The sequence below is a fragment of the Pseudooceanicola algae genome (assembly GCF_003590145.2).
Lineage (GTDB): Bacteria > Pseudomonadota > Alphaproteobacteria > Rhodobacterales > Rhodobacteraceae > Pseudooceanicola > Pseudooceanicola algae.
This window is the reverse complement of sequence record NZ_CP060436.1, coordinates 542,163-561,518: the sequence shown is the minus strand read 5'-3', so window position 1 is coordinate 561,518 and position 19,356 is coordinate 542,163. Positions and strand designations below refer to the sequence as shown.

General features: G+C 64.6%; 19 protein-coding genes. 13 read left to right on the top strand and 6 right to left on the bottom strand.

Annotated features, from left to right (window positions below; translation table 11 throughout):
* The first annotated feature begins 70 nt into the window (after nucleotides 1-70).
* From purF to PSAL_RS02605, 8 genes are all read left to right on the top strand, one after another.
* Nucleotides 71-1,540 (top strand): amidophosphoribosyltransferase, encoded by a 1,470-nt coding sequence (purF, locus tag PSAL_RS02640; protein WP_119839755.1) that lies wholly within the window; start codon nucleotides 71-73, stop codon nucleotides 1,538-1,540.
* 37 nt (nucleotides 1,541-1,577) lie between these two features.
* Nucleotides 1,578-2,156, top strand: coding sequence for a DUF2199 domain-containing protein (locus tag PSAL_RS02635; protein WP_119839629.1), 579 nt, complete (start codon nucleotides 1,578-1,580; stop codon nucleotides 2,154-2,156).
* A 110-nt stretch (nucleotides 2,157-2,266) separates the two neighbouring features.
* Nucleotides 2,267-2,527: an amidophosphoribosyltransferase gene (locus tag PSAL_RS02630; RefSeq protein ID WP_119839630.1), complete on the top strand. Its 261-nt coding sequence runs from the start codon at nucleotides 2,267-2,269 to the stop codon at nucleotides 2,525-2,527.
* Nucleotides 2,528-2,619: 92 nt separating this feature from the next.
* Nucleotides 2,620-3,273 (top strand): SDR family NAD(P)-dependent oxidoreductase, encoded by a 654-nt coding sequence (locus PSAL_RS02625; RefSeq protein ID WP_119839631.1) that lies wholly within the window; start codon nucleotides 2,620-2,622, stop codon nucleotides 3,271-3,273.
* A 212-nt stretch (nucleotides 3,274-3,485) separates the two neighbouring features.
* Nucleotides 3,486-4,421 carry an AEC family transporter gene (locus tag PSAL_RS02620; protein ID WP_119839632.1) on the top strand — a complete coding sequence of 312 codons (936 nt, stop codon included), beginning with the start codon at nucleotides 3,486-3,488 and terminating at the stop codon, nucleotides 4,419-4,421.
* Between the two features lie 224 nt (nucleotides 4,422-4,645).
* Complete coding sequence (surE, locus tag PSAL_RS02615; RefSeq protein WP_119839633.1) at nucleotides 4,646-5,428, top strand: 5'/3'-nucleotidase SurE; 783 nt, start codon at nucleotides 4,646-4,648, stop codon at nucleotides 5,426-5,428.
* Nucleotides 5,429-5,579: 151 nt separating this feature from the next.
* Nucleotides 5,580-6,239, top strand: coding sequence for a protein-L-isoaspartate(D-aspartate) O-methyltransferase (locus PSAL_RS02610; protein ID WP_119839634.1), 660 nt, complete (start codon nucleotides 5,580-5,582; stop codon nucleotides 6,237-6,239).
* An 84-nt stretch (nucleotides 6,240-6,323) separates the two neighbouring features.
* A complete protein-coding gene (locus tag PSAL_RS02605; RefSeq protein WP_231388586.1) occupies nucleotides 6,324-7,628 on the top strand; it encodes a LysM peptidoglycan-binding domain-containing M23 family metallopeptidase in 1,305 nt (434 codons plus the stop codon).
* Nucleotides 7,629-7,747: 119 nt separating this feature from the next.
* Here PSAL_RS02605 and PSAL_RS02600 read toward each other — a convergent pair whose 3' ends face one another.
* The 6 genes from PSAL_RS02600 to PSAL_RS02575 all read right to left on the bottom strand — a co-directional run bounded on the left by PSAL_RS02600 (nucleotide 7,748) and on the right by PSAL_RS02575 (nucleotide 12,498).
* Complete coding sequence (locus PSAL_RS02600; RefSeq protein ID WP_119839635.1) at nucleotides 7,748-8,599, bottom strand: ATP-binding protein; 852 nt, start codon at nucleotides 8,597-8,599, stop codon at nucleotides 7,748-7,750.
* Entirely contained in the window at nucleotides 8,592-9,485 is an 894-nt protein-coding gene (gene tatC, locus PSAL_RS02595; protein ID WP_119839636.1) for a twin-arginine translocase subunit TatC, read from the bottom strand. The genes PSAL_RS02600 and tatC overlap by 8 nt, the downstream gene beginning before the upstream one ends.
* Nucleotides 9,486-9,487: 2 nt before the next feature.
* On the bottom strand, nucleotides 9,488-10,048 hold the full coding sequence (gene tatB, locus PSAL_RS02590; RefSeq protein WP_119839637.1) for a Sec-independent protein translocase protein TatB: 561 nt from the start codon (nucleotides 10,046-10,048) through the stop codon (nucleotides 9,488-9,490).
* A 6-nt stretch (nucleotides 10,049-10,054) separates the two neighbouring features.
* Nucleotides 10,055-10,270: a twin-arginine translocase TatA/TatE family subunit gene (locus PSAL_RS02585; protein WP_119839638.1), complete on the bottom strand. Its 216-nt coding sequence runs from the start codon at nucleotides 10,268-10,270 to the stop codon at nucleotides 10,055-10,057.
* Between the two features lie 293 nt (nucleotides 10,271-10,563).
* On the bottom strand, nucleotides 10,564-11,646 hold the full coding sequence (locus PSAL_RS02580) for an ABC transporter ATP-binding protein (protein ID WP_231388585.1): 1,083 nt from the start codon (nucleotides 11,644-11,646) through the stop codon (nucleotides 10,564-10,566).
* Nucleotides 11,647-11,718: 72 nt separating this feature from the next.
* The gene (locus PSAL_RS02575; protein WP_119839757.1) at nucleotides 11,719-12,498 is read right to left on the bottom strand and encodes an SDR family oxidoreductase; all 780 of its coding nucleotides are present in this window, start codon (nucleotides 12,496-12,498) and stop codon (nucleotides 11,719-11,721) included.
* Between the two features lie 165 nt (nucleotides 12,499-12,663).
* On the opposite strand from PSAL_RS02575, the gene PSAL_RS02570 reads away from it, so the two are divergent.
* From PSAL_RS02570 to PSAL_RS02550, 5 genes are all read left to right on the top strand, one after another.
* Nucleotides 12,664-13,698 carry a Hint domain-containing protein gene (locus PSAL_RS02570; RefSeq protein ID WP_119839640.1) on the top strand — a complete coding sequence of 345 codons (1,035 nt, stop codon included), beginning with the start codon at nucleotides 12,664-12,666 and terminating at the stop codon, nucleotides 13,696-13,698.
* A 90-nt stretch (nucleotides 13,699-13,788) separates the two neighbouring features.
* Nucleotides 13,789-15,396 carry a peptide chain release factor 3 gene (locus PSAL_RS02565; protein ID WP_119839758.1) on the top strand — a complete coding sequence of 536 codons (1,608 nt, stop codon included), beginning with the start codon at nucleotides 13,789-13,791 and terminating at the stop codon, nucleotides 15,394-15,396.
* A gap of 45 nt (nucleotides 15,397-15,441) precedes the next feature.
* Entirely contained in the window at nucleotides 15,442-16,470 is a 1,029-nt protein-coding gene (locus tag PSAL_RS02560) for a glycosyltransferase family 2 protein (RefSeq protein ID WP_119839641.1), read from the top strand.
* A complete protein-coding gene (locus PSAL_RS02555; protein WP_119839642.1) occupies nucleotides 16,467-17,420 on the top strand; it encodes a glycosyltransferase family 2 protein in 954 nt (317 codons plus the stop codon). Before PSAL_RS02560 ends, PSAL_RS02555 begins: the two co-directional genes overlap by 4 nt.
* 255 nt (nucleotides 17,421-17,675) lie before the next feature.
* Nucleotides 17,676-19,325, top strand: a complete 1,650-nt coding sequence (locus PSAL_RS02550) for a DEAD/DEAH box helicase (protein WP_119839643.1) — start codon at nucleotides 17,676-17,678, stop codon at nucleotides 19,323-19,325.
* Nucleotides 19,326-19,356: the final 31 nt, after the last annotated feature.

Below are 19,356 nucleotides of genomic sequence, written 5' to 3'. Positions count from 1 at the left end.
CTTGCCCAAGCCAACGCATCCCTGCCAGGAGCGGCCAGCCGTGAAACCACGCCTTGCGCCCTCGCTTTCCCTGGACCAAGCTCCTCGGTTCCACGCACATCCTTTCGATGACGACAAGCTCAAGGAAGAATGCGGGATCTTCGGCGTCATCGGCGTGACCGATGCCTCGAATTTCGTCGCCCTCGGCCTGCATGCGTTGCAGCATCGCGGACAGGAGGCCGGCGGTATCGTCTGCTACCATCCCGACGCCGGGTTCAATTCTGCCCGTCGTTTCGGCTATGTGCGGGACAACTTCACTTCCCAGGACGTGATGGAAACCCTGCCCGGCCCGCTGGCCATCGGCCATGTGCGCTATTCCACTGCCGGGTCCAAGGCCGCCGCGATCCGCGACGTACAGCCCTTCTTCGGCGAATTTTCCCGCGGCGGCGCGGCGATCGCGCATAACGGCAACATTACCAATGCCATCGCCCTGCGGCGCGAGCTGATCGAGCGCGGCTCGATCTTTCAAAGCTCCTCGGACAGCGAATGCATCATCCACCTGATGGCCCGCAGCCTGCAGAAAAGCGTCCCCGAACGCATGGAAGACGCCCTGCGCCGGGTCGAAGGCGCCTTCTCCGTCGTCGCCATGACCCGGACCAAGCTGATCGGGGTCCGCGACCCACTCGGCGTGCGGCCCCTGGTGCTGGGCAAGGTCGCGGATGGCTGGTGCCTGTCCTCGGAAACCTGTGCCCTCGACATCATCGGCGCCGAATTCGTGCGCGAGATCGAGCCGGGCGAAATGGTCGTCATCACCTCGGATGGCAAGGTCGACAGCCGCCGCCCCTTCCGCAGCCAGCCGTCGAAATTCTGCATCTTCGAGCATGTCTATTTCTCGCGCCCCGATTCTATCATCGGTGGAAAGTCGGTCTATGACACCCGCCGCCGAATCGGCGTGGAACTGGCCCGCGAAGCCCCGGTCGAGGCCGACCTCGTCTGCCCTGTCCCCGACAGCGGCACCCCGGCGGCCATCGGCTTCAGCCAGGAAAGCGGCATCCCCTACGCCATGGGGATCATCCGCAACCAGTACATGGGCCGGACCTTCATCGAGCCCACCGAACAGATCCGCAACATGGGCGTGCGCCTGAAGCTGAACGTCAACCGGGCGCTCATCAAGGGCAAACGCGTGGTGCTGGTCGACGACTCTGTGGTCCGCGGCACAACCTCGCGCAAGATCAAGGAAATGATCCTCGACGCCGGTGCGGCCGAGGTCCACTTTCGCATTGCCTCTCCGCCCACAGCCTGGCCGTGCTTCTACGGTGTCGACACGCCGCAGCGGGAAAAGCTGCTGGCCGCGACCATGACCGAAGACGAGATGCGCGATCACCTCAGGGTTGACAGCCTGCGATTCGTCTCGCTCGACGGCCTCTATCGTGCTGCGGGCGAAGCGGAAGGGCGCGACAACGCCTGCCCGCAATACTGCGACGCCTGCTTCTCGGGGGAATATCCGGTGGAACCCTCCGACATGATCGAAAAGGGTTTCGAACTGAAGGCCACCGAATAAGGCTCCGCTTCACCGCCCCAGCCCCCAAAGGCCCTGCATGTCTCTTCTGTCCCTCGACGCCCGCTGGCGCCGCTTCAACGATCCCGATTTCCGCAGCCCGATCGACGGGCGCGCCTTTTCGGGTCTCTACGACCTCGGCTTCGACGCGCCCGACGCCTGGCCGCATGGCCCCCGCCCGGCGGATCAGCCGCTGCTCGAGGCCGGCGCGGACCGTCTTTCCGCCGAGCTCTGCCGGATCGGCGAGGCACGTTACCTGCGCGCGGTCATTGCCCTGCCCCTGCGCGGCACCGGCGAAATTCTCTATCTTGCGCCCTGGGTGCAGGTCGCGCCTGCGGATTTCTACGCCTGGATCGAGAGCACCGGGCAAGACGGCGCAACGCCCCATGACAGGGGCCCGGAAGCCATCGAAGGCCTGCTCGCCAATGCCCTGCCCGGCTTCCCCGAGGACGAAGGCACCGCCCTGCGCCTTATGCCGGCGGGCGCCGAACGCCCCCGCGCCACTGCTCTCGCCGGACCGCTCTCAGAGGCCATCACCGACGGGATCTCCTTCGACGATCTGCTCGACCTCTACGCCGCGGCAGGCGACGACATCCGCCCCCATATTTCTGCGGGCTAGGCCTCCCGGCAATCCCCCGCTGCTTGCCCAGCGATGATTTCCACATCCCTTTCGCCCGGTCGGTCCCCGTGGCAAGCCTGCGCCCAACAGGCAGCAAGACAGCGAATCCCATGGGCACCAACCTTTCCTTCACCGAAGACAATGCAACCGAGCGTGGCCAACTTCCCGGCGGCGGCATTACCCTTGTCGGGACCCTGACCAGCCCGCGCGGCCCCGAAGCTTTCCTGCGCATGTCCAACGGGCGCATCCGCAAGGTAAGCACCGGCGACCGCCTCGGCCTTGGCGGGCCCCAGGTGGTGGCGGTCGGCGACGGCCAGGTTCGACTGCAACGCGGCGGCAAGGAAGAATTCCTCGTCATGCCCGGCCACTAGGCCCGCCCCCCCCCGGCCTTCCCGGATCGAACATCCGCAACCGCGACGGATGGTCCCTTGACCGGCTGCGAAAAACCTCGCAAGACGCCGCCATGACCGAGCAGAACAAACCCGTCGCCCTTATCACCGGTGCCTCGCGCGGCCTCGGCGCCGCCCTGGCGCTGGAACTGGCCCCCAGCCATCATGTCGTCGCCGTCGCCCGCACCATCGGCGCGCTGGAAGAACTGGACGACCGCATCAAAAGCGCCGGCGGCCAGGCCACCCTCGCGCCCATGGACATCACCACGCCAGAGGCGATGGCCCAGCTCTGCCGCTCGATCTTCGACCGCTGGGGCACCATCGCGCTCTGGGCGCATACGGCGATCCATGCAGCCCCCCTGACGCCGGCCGATCATGTCGACGCCAAGGATTGGCAGAAATCCCTGGCCACCAACACCATCGCCATGGGCCACCTCATACCCTACGTCGCCCCGCTCCTCGGCCGCCAGGGCAAGGCACTGTTCTTCGACGACGCCACCGCGCCGGGCGCCAAGTTCTGCGCCAGCTACGGCGCCACCAAATCCGCCCAGATCGCCATGGCCCGCTCCTGGGCCGCCGAGACGATCAACACCGGCCCGCGCGTTCATCTTCTTGCGCCGCGCCCCATGCCCACGGCCCTGCGCGCCCGCTTCTACCCGGGCGAAAACCGCGCCACCCTCACGCCCTGCGCCGAAGAAGCCCGCCGCCTTCTCGCCGAAATCGCCTGAGTCCTCGACCCCGTCCGTTTCCCTGTTCCAAATATCCCGGGGAGTCTCCGGTACGGAGACGGGGCAGAGCCCCCGCGCCCCTGACCACCAAAGCCTCCGCGACCAGCCCTTCCTCCCGCTGGCAGGCCTGTTATCAAGGCCGAAGACCTCACTCCCTGCCCGGCCAGACGCCCCGCCCGTCGGGACCGCCAACCACAGCCCGGTGACCGCCCATGACAGCCGCCATCCTGCTTGCGCTGCTTCCTATCGTGCTCATCATCGGGCTGGGTCAGGTCCTGCGCCGCCGCCGCTTTCTGGCCGAAGCCTTCTGGCCCCAGGCCGAACGCCTCGGCTATTACATCCTGCTGCCCTGCCTGTTCTTCAACGGGCTCGCCACGGCGGACCTCGGTGCTATTCCCGTCGCCCGTCTGGCGGCAACGCTGGTGATCTCGACCAGCCTCACGGCCCTCGCGGTGGTCATGCTCAGGCCCGCCTTCCGCGTCGACGGCCCGGCCTTCACCTCGGTCTTCCAGGCCAGCATCCGTTTCAACAACTACGTCGGCGTCACACTTGCCACCGGGTTGTTCGGCCCCATCGGCCTCGCCCTTGCCGCGCTCTGCAATGCGGCGCTGGTACCAACGGTCAATATCCTCAGCGTGCTGGTCTTTGCCCGCTTCGCCACCGCCCGCCTCACCCTGCGCAGTGTGCTCCTGCAACTCCTGCGCAACCCCTTGCTCATGGCGTCGCTGGCCGGGATCTGCTTTCAACTGTTCGGGCTTTCCGTTCCGGCCGGGATCGAACCCGCCCTGCATACACTTGGCGCGGCCTCGCTGCCTCTTGGCCTGCTCTGCGTCGGGGCCGCACTTGATTTCGACAAGGCACGGCAATGGATCGGCCCCGTTGCCGCCTCCTCGGCAATCAAGTTCCTGGCTCTGCCGCTGATCACTTTGATCGTGGCCCGGCTCATTGGCCTCGAAGGGCTGGCCCTGACCACGGCGCTGCTGTTCCAGGCTCTGCCGACCGCTTCGTCCGCCTATATCCTCGCCCGGCAATTGGGTGGCGACGCCCCGCTGATGGCAGGTCTGACCGCGGCCCAGACCGTCCTGGCCCTGATCGCACTGCCACTGGTGATGACCCTGCTCGCCCTGCTGGCCGGTTTCGCCAGCTAGTCCCGACCAAACCTTCCGGGGCTCCGCCCGTCCAGACCCCAAAAGGTCCACCGGACCTTTTGCCGGGCAAGCATTTCCTTTCCCGCCCGACCACACCTCCCGGGGCTCCGCCCGTCCAGACCCCAAAAGGTCCACCGGACCTTTTGCCGGGCAAGCCCGGTCCGGGTCTGGACCCTCAAACCCCCTTCACCTATGCAGGGCACACGCCGGAAAAAGGAGCCTTCATGCGCATTCTCATCACCAATGACGACGGCATCAACGCACCGGGTCTGAAGACCCTGGAAAAGATTGCAGCCGAGATTGCGGGACCGGACGGAGAAGTCTGGGTCGTCGCCCCCGCCTTCGAACAATCCGGCGTCGCGCATTGCATCTCCTACACCCATCCCACGATGATCTCGGAAATGGCGCCCCGCCGCTTTGCCGCCGAAGGGTCGCCCGCCGATTGCGTTCTTGCAGGCATCCATGACGTGCTGAAGGGCAAGCAGGTCGACCTGGTGCTGTCCGGCGTCAACAGGGGCAACAATTCGGGTGAAAACGCGGTCTATTCCGGCACCCTCGGCGGCGCCATGGAAGGCGCGCTGCAGGGGCTGAAGGCCATGGCCCTGTCGCAGTTCTGGGGCCCCGGCAATGCCGGGCTTGACGATCCTTTCGAAACCGCTGCCGCCCATGGCGCCGAGGTGATCCGCGCGATCCTGGCCACCGAGCTGGATCAAAGCCACCCCTATGCGACCTTCTACAACATCAACTTCCCGCCCTGCCCCCTGTCCGGGGTCAAGGGCCGCCGCGTCGTGCCCCAGGGCTTTCGCCAGGGCACCAGTTTTTCGGTGCTGCCGCAGGAAAGCCCCTCGGGGCGGCGGTTCCTATGGGCCAAGGGCGGCGACCAACGCGCGGCCACGGCACCGGGCACCGACGTGGCGGTCAACCTCGAGGGCTATGTCTCGATCACCCCGATGCGGGCAGATCTGACCGCAAGTGACCTACTTGAGCCACTACGGGCGATTGAATGACCCAAGGGTGCAATCCGTCCTTTTCCATAGGCGCGGATTCGCCCATCCTTGATGCAGGTGCCGGGCGATGATCCGGTCCAGCCGTCCGGCGATCCGGGCAGGACTGCCGGACGATCCGGCGACAGCAACAACAAGGCATGACCCCCAGCCCATGACCGAAGAGGCCCCAACCATCGCGGAACGCAAGATGCAGTTCCTCTTCGCCCTGCGGTCGCGCGGGGTGACGGAAAAGCGCGTGCTGGAGGCAATGGAAAAGGTCGATCGCGGCCATTTCGTGCGCGGCATCTTCGCCGAGCGCGCCTATGAGGACATGCCCCTGCCAATCGCCTGTGGACAGACGATTTCGCAGCCCTCCGTGGTCGGCCTGATGACCCAGGCGCTGGAGGTCCAGCCGCGGGACAAGGTGATGGAGATCGGTACGGGATCGGGCTACCAGGCGGCGGTGCTGAGCCACCTCGCCCGGCGGGTCTATACCGTGGACCGCCATACCCGCCTTGCGCGCGAGGCCAAGACGGTGCTCGACGGGCTGGGGTTGGTGAATGTGACCACCTTTGCCGCCGATGGCACCCTCGGGCTGCCCGACCAGGCCCCCTTCGATCGCATTCTCGTGACCGCGGCGGCCGAAGACCCGCCCGGCCCGCTCTTGGCGCAACTGAAGCCCGGCGGTATCATGGTTCTGCCGGTCGGCCAGTCCGATACGGTGCAAAGCCTGATCCGCGTGCTGAAGCATGCGGATAGTCGGCTGGAATACGAAGAATTGCGCCCCGTGCGTTTCGTGCCCTTGCTGGAAGGCATGGGCAAGGATAGCTGAGGCCCAACCAGACCAAGACCCGGCAGCCAAGACCGGGTCCAGATGCCGTCGCGGATCGCGGTGGCCGGGACGAGGACCGAACAGATGACCGGAAATTTCCGCCCCAAGCCCCTGCCTGTGATGATGACAGGCCCTGGCCCGCGCCCCCTGAGCGCAGGGCGCAAAGCAGTTGCCCTGTTCCCGGCCGACAGGCCGCTGCACCTGGGCAGATACGTCACGACGGGGCTGGCCCTCGGGATGCTGGGGCTGGTGACGGCCTGCGGCCCGGTCGACAGCGATCTGCGCGGCGGGCTTGGCGGATTTTCCACCGCCGAAGCGGCGCGCGGTGTCAGCGCGACCCGGCCACAACCTGACAATCGCGGTGTGATTTCCTATCCGAATTACCAGATCGCCGTGGCGCGACAGGGCGACACGGTCGCCGATGTCGCCAGCCGCCTTGGCCTGAGCGCCGGTGAACTGGCCCGCTACAACGGCCTCAGCCCCACCGACCCGCTGAGCGCCGGCGCTGTACTGGCCCTGCCGGTGCGGGTCGCCGAACCATCGCCCGCCACAGGTGCGGCCGGCACCGGCCCGATCCTGTCGCCCGAGGATGTCGATCTGACCACCATGGCCGGGACCGCCATCGAACGTGCGGCGGACCGGGAAATCGCCGTGGCCACCCTGCCCGCTACCAGCACCGGACAGCCCGCCCGCCAGGTCGGCGCCGAGCCGATCCGGCATCAGGTCCTGCGCGGCGAAACCGTCTATACCATCGCGCGGCTTTACGGGGTATCGGTCCGCTCGCTTGCGGAATGGAACGGGCTCGACAGCAATTTCACCATTCGCGAAGGTCAGTTCCTGATCATCCCGCTGGTCGCCTCGGACGGCTCGACTGTGGAGGCGGCTGCCGTGACCACCGCGCCGGGATCGGGCAGCCCGACTCCGCTGCCGCCCTCCGCGTCGGCTCCCCTGCCCGCAGATTCGCCGCCGCCCCTGGCCGACGCCGCTGCCGTCCCGTCCACCGCGCCGGATCTGGGCGCCGGGCAGCAGCAAAGCGCCGGCGGGGCACTGGCCTATCCCGTGCAGGGCAGCATCATCCGCACCTATGCCAAGGGGCGCAACGACGGCATCGACATCTCGGCGGCCCCCGGCACCACGGTCAAGGCCGCAGATTCCGGGACCGTGGCGGCAATCATCCAGGACAGCGACAATCAGAGCGTCGTGGTGGTGAAGCATTCGGCCAACCTGCTGACGCTTTATTCCAACGTGACCGAGATCACCGTGAAGAAGGGCGACAGCGTCAGCCGTGGGCAGGCGCTGGCGAAGATCCCCGGTGATGGCGAGAACTTCGTACACTTCGAAGTTCGCCAAGGCCTCGATTCGGTGGATCCAGAGAGCTATCTGAACTGAGGTCCCGGGAGGGAGCAGGAGGGCGCTGCCCTCTTGAGGCCTGTGGCCTCAATTCACCCGGGATATTTCGAACAGGGAAACGGGGTCGGGGCGGCGCTTTCGGGCGGCCGGTCCGGTTTTCAGCTGACTGGAAGGCCGTGACGGCCGGCGAGGTCGGTGAAGAACTGCCAGGCGACGCGGCCCGAACGCGCGCCACGGGTGGCTTGCCATTCAATAGCCTCGGCCCGCAGGACATCCGATGGGATGCTGAGGCCATAATGCGCACAATAGCCATCGATCATCGCCAGGTAATCGTCCTGGGTGCAGGGATGGAAACCGAGCCAGAGGCCGAAACGATCCGAGAGCGATACCTTTTCCTCGACCGCTTCGGAGGGGTTGATGGCCGATCCGCGTTCGTTTTCGATCATGTCGCGGGGCATCAGGTGACGGCGGTTGGAGGTGGCGTAGAACAGCACGTTGTCCGGGCGGCCGGAAATGCCACCGTCCAGCACTGCCTTCAGGGATTTGTAGTGCTGATCGTCGCTGGAAAAGCTGAGGTCGTCGCAGAACAACAGGAAGCGATGGGATGAGGCGGCCAGAAGCTGCATCAACCGGGAGACCGTCGGCAGGTCCTCGCGTTGCAGTTCGACGATCTTGAGCGGATGGCCCTCAGCCAGGATACCCGCGTGGATTGCCTTGACCAGAGATGATTTCCCCATGCCGCGCGCGCCCCAGAGCAGCGCGTTGTTGGCGCCGTGCCCTTGGGCGAATTGCAGGGTATTGGCCAGCAGGATGTCCCGCGCCCGGTCTACGCCAAGCAACAACCCCAGATCGACGCGCGAGACGCGGGCGACAGGGGTCAGACGTTCAGGGCCGGTCTGCCAGACGAAGGCATCAGAAGTTTCGAAATCCGGCGCGTCCAGCGGTGCCGGGGCCATGCGTTCGAGGGCCCCGGCAATACGCGCCAGATCAAGATCCGAGGGATCAGTCATCCCTGGGCTTCACCGTCGGTTCGGCCGCAGTAGCGACGGCGGTTTCCTCGGCCTCTTCGTCGTCGTCGTAATAGCCTTCGGCGCGCAATTCGGCTTCGCGTTTACGTTCGACGCGGCGCACCAGCCAGATGGAAATCTCGTAGAGGCCATATACCACCACGAAGAGGATGATCTGGGTGATCACATCCGGCGGCGTGACCACGGCGGCGAGGATCAGGATGGCCACCACGGCGTATTTGCGCATCTGGCCGAGGCCCTCGGCGCTGACCAGGCCAGCCTTGCCCATGAGGGTCAGCAGCACCGGAAGCTGGAAGCATAGCCCGAAGGCCACGATGAACTTGATCGTCAGGTTCAGGTATTCCTGCGCCGAGCCCTGGAAGGCAATCGAGGCGACCCTTTCATCGACACCGGCCTCGCCCGTGAGGGACCCTGCTTGCTGGAACCCCAGGAAGAAGTCGAAGGCCATCGGCGTGACAATGTAAAAGGCAAAGGCCGCGCCGAGAATGAACATGAACGGCGAGGCGATCATAAAGGGCAGGAAGGCGCCCTTTTCGTTCTTGTAGAGCCCCGGCGCCACGAAACGCCACATCTGGTAAGAGATATATGGAAAACTGAGGAACAACCCACCCAGCAACGAAATCGAAATCGCGACGAAGAAACCTTCTTGCAGCTTGATCAGGATCAACCCGCAATCGTCCCCCATCGCCCCACGTGCACGGCAAAGCGGCTCGGTCAGGAAGTTGAAGATCGGGTTCCATACGGCGAAACAGATGATCATGCCGACGATGAAGGCAATGGCACTGTGGATAAGCCGTGTGCGCAATTCCGCAAGGTGTTCGATCAGGGGGGCGGAGCTGTCTTCCAGCTCATCCGTCTCGCTGCTCATGCTCAGTCTTTCCTGATCGGCGCGTTGCGGGTCCGGGCGCTGCGCGGGGCAGCCCCCTTCTGGATCTCGCGTTTCTTCGTCGGGCGGTTGACGCTGCGCGGGGTCGGCTGAACCTGAGGCGCGACCGCAGGCGCGGGGCCGGAAATCTTGGGTGTGTGCAATTCGGTCGTCGCGGCACTGGCGGCGGCTTTTTCACCTTCGATCCGGTTGGTCGCGGCCTTGGCGGCGGCGGCCTGGATCTTTTTCGAGGCTTCAGCGCGCTCAGCGGCCAGCTTGCCGGTACTGCTCTCGGGCTTCCATTTGGTCAGATCCGTCGCTTCCCGCACCTTGTCGAGACCGAAGGCCTTGGGGTTGGAAAGCCCCTTCAGCGTATTGCTGGCCTCACGCATGCCAGATTGATCGGCCGCCTCTTCCATGGCCCGGGTAAATTCCTTGGCCATGCCGCGTGCGCGACCGACGAACTGGCCGACATTTCGGAACAATCCCGGCAGTTCCTTCGGCCCGACGACCACCAGGGCCACCACACCGATCACCAGGATCTCCGTCCAACCCATTCCGAACATGGGGGATCAGACCTTGTCTTTGGTCTCTTCCGGCGTCACATCACGCGCGGTAGCGGCCTTTTCTTCTTCGAGTTCTTCAGTGCTGTCGCTCACGCCCTTCTTGAAGGCGGTGATCCCCTTGCCCACTTCGCCCATCAGCGACGAGATCTTGCCCCGTCCAAACAGGACCAGCACGACGACGGCGATCAAAAGAAGGCCCGGCAGGCCAATATTGTTCAGCATTTCAGGTCTCCCCTTGCCAGGCCTGCGGTTGGCCCGGTTCTGTCCAAGGGTATCTAATGGCTTCCAACAGGGGATGAAAGGACCAATGCGCCGGAGGATGTATATTTGCGCCCCACCGCCGCCCTCTCAGGCGCGGCGCCTCGGTTTCCCTGTTCCAAATATCCCCGCCGGAGGCAGCGTCGCGTCAGCGGCGCTTTAAACGGCGTTGAACGGGGCAGATTTGAGCCGCTGAAGCGGCTCAACGCTCCGCGGGGGATATTTGTCTACAGGGAAACATAAGGGGTTCTGCAGGCTCAACTGGCCGGGAAGACGAAACAGCGGTCGCGGCGGATCGTCAGCCAGAGCGGCTTTCCTGGGCGCGGAAGGAAGACATTCGGGACCGTTGCCTTCAGAATAGAACCATCGTGATCCATGCGAAATTCCACGAGGCTTTCATTCCCCATGAACCGCGCGCGCTCTACAACGCCGCGGGCCGGGGTGCCGTGTTCCGGCGTTGCAAGCGGGCCCGTGCCGCTGCGGTCGAAGTCGATGCGCAGGTGTTGCGGTCGGATCACGATTTCGACCAGCGCGCCATCTGGCTGGCCGGGCGCGAGGAACTGGCCGAAGGGCGTATCGCAGAGCGCGCCCCGGACACGTCCACGTATAACGTTGATATCGCTGAAGAAGGAGACGGCCGCCCGGTCCTTTGGCGCATTGTAGATATTGTAGGGGGCGCCTTGCTGAATGATGCGGCCCGCCCGCATCAGGGCGATTTCGTCAGCCATGCGCATGGCTTCTTCCGGCTCATGGGTGACCAGCAGGACGGCCGTGCCTTCCTGTTGCAGGATCGCCAGGGTTTCATCCCGGATCCCGTCGCGCAGCCGGTTGTCGAGACCCGAGAAGGGTTCGTCCAGCAGCATGATCGCCGGGCGCGGCGCGAGCGCACGCGCGAGGGCGACACGCTGCTGTTCGCCCCCTGACAGGCGGTGGGGGTAGACGTCGATATGGGGTAGCAGACTGACCCTGGCCAAAAGCTCTCGGACCCTGTCGCGTTGCGCGGCTTTCGGACCCGTCAGGCCGAAGGCAATGTTCTCGGCCACAGTCAGATGCGGGAACAGCGCGAAGTCCTGAAACATCAACCCGATGCGCCGGGCCTCGGGCGGGACAGAGCGTCCTTGACCGCAGATCAGCGCACCATCGACGCGAATCTCGCCCGCATCCGGATCCTCGACCCCGGCGATCATCCGCAGCGTGGTCGATTTGCCGCAACCCGATGGCCCCAGCAGGCAGCAGACTTCGCCCGGATTGACCGAGAGAGACACATCCTGCACGACCACCTGCCCGCCGTAGCTATGGGTCAGGTTGCGGATTTCCAGGCGGGGGACGGATTGGGTCACGGGACCTCCTCTTGCACGAAGGCCGCAGAACCGCGGCCTTCGACATGGCATGGTGTGGCGTTCGCGGATGGCTCAGATCGTCTGGGCGTTCAGCCCACCGTCCAGCATCACGTTCTGACCGACCATGAAGGCCGCATGTTGCGAGCACAGGAAAGCGCAAGCCTGACCAAAGGCTTCGGCGGTGCCGTAAGTGCCGGTCGGAATCGACTGCTTGCGCGCGGCACGCGCCTCGTCGAAGGAGATCCCCTTCTGGGTCGATACGCCCGTATCCAGGCTGGCAGCGCGGTCCGTGTCATGGATGCCCGGCAACAGGTTGTTGATGCAGACACCATGTGGCGCGACCTGACGCGAGGTCCCGGCGACGTAGCCGGTCAGACCGGTGCGGGCCGAATTCGACAGGCCAAGCGCGCCGATGGGGGCCTTCACCGATTGCGAAGTGATGTTGACCACCCTGCCCCAGCCTGCGGTCATCATGCCGGGCAGTTGGGCTTTCATCAGGGCGATCGGCGTCAGCATGTTGGCATCGAGCGCTGCGATGAAATCTTCGCGGTCCCAATCCTGCCATTTGCCCGGGGGCGGACCGCCGGCATTGGTCACAAGGATATCCACCTGGCCCGCGGCCTCCAGCACCTTTGCACGACCGTCGGGATCGACGATATCGGCCGCAATCGCGATGACCGAGACATTGAAACGCGAACGAATTTCCTCGGCCGTGGCTTCAAGCGCCTCTGCGCCGCGCGCATTCAGAATCAGGTCGACGCCCGCTTCCGCCAGCGCCATGGCCGACCCACGCCCCAGACCTTTCGACGACGCCGTTACCAAGGCGCGCTTTCCGCTGATCCCCAGATCCATCCCGTTCTCCTCTTCCATTCGGCACATCCAGCGCCATTGCGCGCAAAAATCTTCTTTCTGCGCATGTCTTCTTCACGAAATCGTCCATATCATGAGGACAAGTTGCGTGCGTTTTCAACAAAAGGCCTTGCGGTCCGTCCGTTCAGAGGTAGCCTAGCCGATGTCATGAAAAGTGCCATAGCCCAGCCCGTTACCGTCATACCGGTCTATCTATCCGCAGCCTTGCAGGTCGTCCATGGCGTGAATGAAGGCGACCCGCTTTCCTTCGCCGACGAACTTGTGCCGGATGATATCTACTGGTTCGCAGACCGTGCCCGCCAGGTCCGCCTTGCCACCGTGCAGAAACCCGACGGCAGGACGCTTGTCGCGGCCGAAGCCGACGCCGGGGAACCCGGTGCGCGGGTGCACCTGGATTGCTGTCTGACCTTCATGTCGCCTGATGGTGCCACGACCGAGATACTTGTTCTGGTCGAGGTCGGGCGCGACGGCGCCGTGAACGAAGTCTACGCCCTGCCCCTTGCCCCGCTGCGCCCGCGCGTCGATTATCAACTTGTCGGTATCGACCGCAAAAGTGCCCGCCACAAGCTGGCCGAGGTTACCTGCGTTTCCTTCACGCGCGGCACCCAGATCACCATGGCCAGCGGCCTGCAGCGCGCAATCGAGGATCTTCAGGTAGGCGACCGGGTATTGACCCGGGACCAGGGCCCGCAAGAGATCCGCTGGATCGGTCATTCCACCATCCGCGCCACCGGTGCCTTTGCCCCTATCGTCATCCGGGCGGGCGAATTGTCCAATACCCATGATCTGGTCGTCAGCCCCGACCACCGGCTTTTCCTGTACCAGCGCGAAGACCGCCTCGGCATTGGCCGCAAGGAGGTACTGGTGCGCGCGCGCCACCTGATCAACGGCGACACGATCACCCAGCAGGGCGGCGGTTTCGTGGATTATTTCCAGCTGCTCTTCGACAATCACCAGATCATCTATGCCGAAGGCATCGCCGCCGAGACCCTGTTGCTTGACGCCTCTGCACAGACTGCGCTTTTGCCGGATCTGGAGAACGGGTACTCGGGGCTTCTGCCGGGGCATACAATGCCCGATCACCATGACCTGGAACTGACGAAAGCGGAGCTGCGCCGCCCCGAGGCGCTGCAACTGCTGCGCCATGCCACCACCGGGCGCAAACCTGTCTCCGGTGCCTGACGCAAGGTCTGGGGGTCGTGCCGGTCCTTGCGGGCCGGTGCGCGTCAGCCCGCGCTTGCCCTTTCCGCGCTGGCTGATATATGCCGCGACATGCTGGACAACGCCACGAACCGCCCTGAACTGCCTGCCGAAATCGCCCGCCGCCGGACGTTTGCGATCATCTCGCATCCCGATGCCGGCAAGACGACCCTGACCGAAAAGTTCCTGCTTTACGGGGGCGCCATCCAGATGGCCGGCCAGGTCCGCGCAAAGGGCGAGGCACGTCGCACCCGGTCCGATTTCATGCAGATGGAAAAGGATCGCGGAATCTCGGTGTCCGCATCCGCAATGTCCTTCGATTTCAAGACCTTCCGCTTCAATCTGGTCGACACGCCCGGCCACTCGGATTTTTCCGAGGACACTTATCGCACGCTCACGGCGGTCGATGCCGCCGTGATGGTGATTGACGGCGCCAAGGGTGTGGAAAGCCAGACCCAGAAGCTGTTCGAGGTCTGCCGCCTGCGCGATCTGCCGATCCTGACCTTCTGCAACAAGATGGACCGCGAAAGCCGCGACACCTTCGACATTATCGACGAGATTCAGGAAAACCTGGCCATCGATGTGACCCCGGCCTCCTGGCCGATCGGCATGGGCCGGGATTTCCTTGGCTGTTACGACATGCTGAACGACCGGCTTGAACTGATGGATCGCGCCGACCGGAACAAGGTCGCGGAATCCATTGAAATCAAGGGTCTGGACGACGAACTTCTCGACCAACACATCCCAGCCGACCAGCTTGCCAAGCTGCGCGAAGAGGTCGAGATGGCGCGCGAACTGTTGCCCGCCTTTGACCGCCAGGCGCTGCTCGAAGGCACGCTGACCCCGATCTGGTTCGGCTCCGCGATCAATTCCTTCGGCGTGAAGGAACTGATGGATGGCATCGGCAGCTTCGGCCCCGAGCCGCAGATCCAGTCTGCGGAACCGCGCAAGATCGCGCCCGAGGAAACCAAGGTCGCCGGCTTTGTCTTCAAGGTGCAGGCGAACATGGACCCCAAGCACCGGGATCGCGTCGCCTTCGTCCGCCTCGCTTCCGGGCATTTCCTGCGCGGGATGAAGCTGACCCATGTGCGCACCAAGAAGCCCATGGCGATCTCTAACCCGGTGCTGTTCCTCGCCTCGGACCGCGAGTTGGCCGAAGAGGCCTGGGCCGGCGATATCATCGGCATTCCCAACCATGGCCAGTTGCGCATCGGTGACACGCTCACCGAAGGCGAAGCGCTGCGGGTTTCGGGCATTCCCTCCTTCGCGCCCGAGCTTCTGCAATCGGTGCGCGCCACGGACCCGATGAAGGCCAAGCACCTTGAAAAGGCGCTGATGCAATTTGCCGAGGAAGGCGCGGCCAAGGTCTTCAAGCCAGCCATCGGATCGGGTTTCATCGTCGGCGTCGTCGGCGCCCTGCAATTCGAGGTCCTCGCATCGCGGATCGAGCTGGAATACGGCATCCCGGTGCGCTTTGAAGGGTCGCAGTTCACTTCGGCTCGCTGGGTGAACGGCGCCAAGCAAGCCGTTGACAAGCTTGTGGATTCCAACCGCCAGCATATCGGGTACGACCACGACGGCGACATTGTTTTCCTGACCCGTCTGCAATGGGACATCGACCGGATCGTGCGCGATTATCCGGATGTGACGCTGACCGCGACGAAAGAGATGATGGCCTGACATCAACGGCTTGCCTGCCCGGCGCGCGCCGGGCATCTTTCCGGAATGGACAGAGGCACGCCCCCAGATCAAGCCCCTACGCGCGCCCCGCACTTCGAGGCGATCCGCACGGAGGTCACGCCGAATGTGGTGCTGCCCGGGCCGCTGTCCGCGCAGCCGACCTGGGGCATCGTCAGCACGGTGAAGGCCCCGCTGGCCGATATCGCCCGCTTTGCCGCCTGGCACCTGACGCTTGGCGCCAGCCAGGTGCACCTGTTCCTCGACGTGCCCGATCCAGCCACCGAAGCCTTTCTGCAGGGTGATCCCCGGATCGAGGTGACCGCCTGCGATGACGCCTATTGGCAGCGGGTCCAAAAGGACCGCCCCGCGAGCCATCAACGTCGGCAATTTCGCAATGCATCGCTGTGCTATCGCAATAGCGGGCTCGACTGGCTGGCGCATGTCGACGTCGATGAATTCCTGATGCCGCCGGATGATTTGATGGGGATCCTCGCGCAGGCACCTGAAGATATCGCCCAAATCCAGATCCTCCCCGCCGAGCGCCTTGCCGGTTCTCAAAGCCATTTCAAGCTGACCGCCCGGTTTGCCGGACAGGATCCATCGGTGCTGCACGAGATCTATCCGACCTATGGTGCCTATCTGCGCGGCGGCTATGTCAGCCACCTGGAGGGCAAGGCAATCGTGCGCACCGGCCTGCCGGGTTGTCGCCTTGGCCTGCATACGCTGCGCCGAAACAAGGCGCCCATTACCAATGTCGCGGTGCTTCACGGCACCTGGCTGGGTCACGCCCATGTCACGGATTGGGCCAGCTTTCGCGACAAACTGGCGTTTCGGCTCGAAAAAGGCTCCTACCGCAATCAACGCCCGCGTTTCGGACTGGGGGAGTTGCTTGGCTTCCTGCAGGAGGACGGCGGCGAACCGGCCCTGCGCGCCTTCTTTGACGAGGTCTGCGCCGACACACCGAGGCTTCGCGCCGCCCTGCAAAACCATGGCATGCTGTTGACCCGAGACCTTGCCTTGGACGCCTGCTGCGAAAGGGTCTTTGGCTGCCACCCAAAGGACTTGCCCGCATGAGCCAAAGCTGGGGACTCGTCGCCACACTGAAGGCCGCCCCCGAGGCAGTCCTGGACTTTGTCGCCTGGCACCTGGAGCTGGGTGCGGCCCATCTGTACCTGTATATCGATGATCCAAAAGATCCGGTTTACAGTATCTTGCAGGCCATTCCTAAGGTAAGTGCAATCCTGTGCGACGATGCCCATTGGGGCGAAATCGGACGTCGCCCACGGCGCCATCAACCGCGGCAGACAGCCAATGCGACGCAGGCCTACCAGCGCGAGGCGCCACTCGATTGGCTGGCCCATATAGACGTCGATGAATTCCTGATGCCGCAAGGCGACTTGGGCGCGATCCTTTCCACGCTTCCGCCCGATTGCCAATCTGCCCGCATTCGGCCGATGGAGGCACTGGCCCCCTCCGACCCCGCTGCCCCGCAACGGTTCAAGCGCTTCAGCCACGCGCCCAAGCTGCGCCAAGCCCAGACCGCGCGGATCTACCCCGAGTACGGTCCCTGGCTGAACGGCGGGTTCCTCAGCCATGTGGCAGGCAAGCTCTTTGTGCGCCCCGGCATTCCGGGGGCCGAATTCCGCATCCACAACCTTCTGACCGAACAGGGACAAAACCCGGGCCAGCGAGAGCTGGACAGGATCGCCCTTGGCCATTTCCACGCCAGCGACCGCGATGCCTGGCTGGCCCATTTCCATTTCCGTCTGTCACAGGGGGCCTACCGAACCGAACTGAAACCGGCGAAGGCCGGTCAGGAAACCCTGCACGGGCTGCTGACACGGATCAGCCAGACCCGCGGCGATGCCGGGCTCATCGACTTCTTCGAGGCGACTTGCCGCGACACACCGGCCCTGCGGGGCCGACTTGACACCGAAGGCCTGCTGGCCGAAGCGCGGATGGATTTCGCCGCTCTGCGCGACCGGTATTTCCCGGCCCACACCTTGCCGGAAACACTGACATGAATGCCCCACCCCGCTGCTTTGCCGCGCTTGAGGCCAAAAGCACGCGCCCGCCATCGAAATCACAACCGGAACGGCCTGCAAAATATCGAAAAACAAGGGGAAACCCCTGCCGAGATTGACCTTCCGACCCATCTGATGTAAGTGGCTGACACTTGTCGGGACGCGGTCCGACTGCTGCCCGATTCACGCCGGACCAAGGGGGTTCGGACTTTCACACGCTACGGGCCCGAATGTGTCCGTAAACGACGGATACACATGACCAAGTTTTCTGATCTCAACCTGGACCCGAAGGTCCTTAAAGCCATTGAAGAAGCCGGTTACGAGTCGCCGACGCCTATCCAGGCGGGCGCGATTCCCCCGGCTCTCGAGGGCAAGGACGTTCTGGGGATCGCCCAGACCGGCACCGGCAAGACCGCCAGCTTCGTGCTGCCGATGATCACCCGCCTGGCCAAGGGCCGTGCGCGGGCCCGTATGCCGCGCAGCCTGGTGCTCTGCCCGACGCGCGAGCTTGCCGCGCAGGTTGCCGAGAATTTCGACACCTATACCAAGCACCTCAAGCTGACCAAGGCGCTGCTGATCGGTGGCGTTTCCTTCAAGGAACAGGACCAGCTGATCGACCGTGGCGTCGATGTGCTGATCGCCACCCCCGGCCGCCTTCTGGACCATTTCGAACGTGGCAAGCTGCTGCTGACCGGCGTGCAGATCATGGTCGTGGACGAAGCCGACCGGATGCTCGACATGGGCTTCATTCCGGACATCGAACGTATCTTCAGCCTGACGCCATTTACCCGGCAGACGCTGTTCTTCTCGGCCACCATGGCGCCCGAGATCGAGCGGATCACCAATACCTTCCTCTCCGCGCCCGAACGGATCGAGGTCGCCCGTCAGGCCACCACAGGGGCCAATATCGAACAGGGCGTCGTGATGTTCAAAGCGTCGCGCAAGGATCGCGAAGCTTCTGAAAAACGCCGGATTCTGCGCGACCTGATCGACGCCGAAGGCGACAACCTGACCAATGCGATCATCTTCTGCAACCGGAAGACCGATGTGGATGTCACCGCAAAATCGCTGAAGAAATACGGCTATGACGCTGCGCCGATCCACGGCGATCTGGATCAGTCGCAGCGGACCCGGACGCTGGATGGCTTCCGCGAAGGGTCGCTGCGCATCCTCTGTGCCTCGGACGTGGCCGCGCGCGGGCTCGACGTGCCCTCGGTCAGCCACGTCTTCAACTTCGACGTCCCGGGCCATGCCGAGGACTACGTGCACCGGATCGGCCGGACGGGCCGTGCGGGTCGCAAGGGCAAGGCCGTGATGATCTGCGTGCCGCGCGACGAAAAGAACCTGGCGGACATCGAACAGCTGGTCGGTAACCCGATCCCGCTGATGGACGTCCCCGGCGCCAAGGCGAAGCCCGCTGCGGCTGCCAAGGCCGAAGGGGAAACCGTCGAAGCCGCCGCCGCGCCGGAAGAGGCGCCGAAGCCCAAGCGCACCCGGACCCGCACGCGCCGCAAGCCCGAGCAGGACAAGCCCGTCGAAGCCGCCGAAGCGGCCCCCGACGCGGCCGAGGCCGTCAGCCCGGAAGCGCCCGAGGCCAAGCCAGAGGCAAAGAGCCCTGAAAGCAAGCCGGCCAGCACCCCGCGTCGCCGGTCCTCTTCCAGGGCCAAGGCGGCCGAGGCCCCTGCGCCCCAGGAAGCCGAAGCCCCCGCAGCAGCACCCAAGGAGGCGCCGCGCACTGCAGAGCCCACGACCCGCGGCAACGGCTCCGGTGAGGGCGACAAGCGGTCTTCGTCCTCGCGGGGCGGCAAGTCGCGTGGCGGCAATGACAACAACAAGGTTGTCGGCATGGGCGATCACATGCCCAGCTTCATCGCCCTTTCGTTCGACGAACGTCGCGCTGGCTAAAGCGCCTGAACTCCGGAAATCGGCGCCTGGC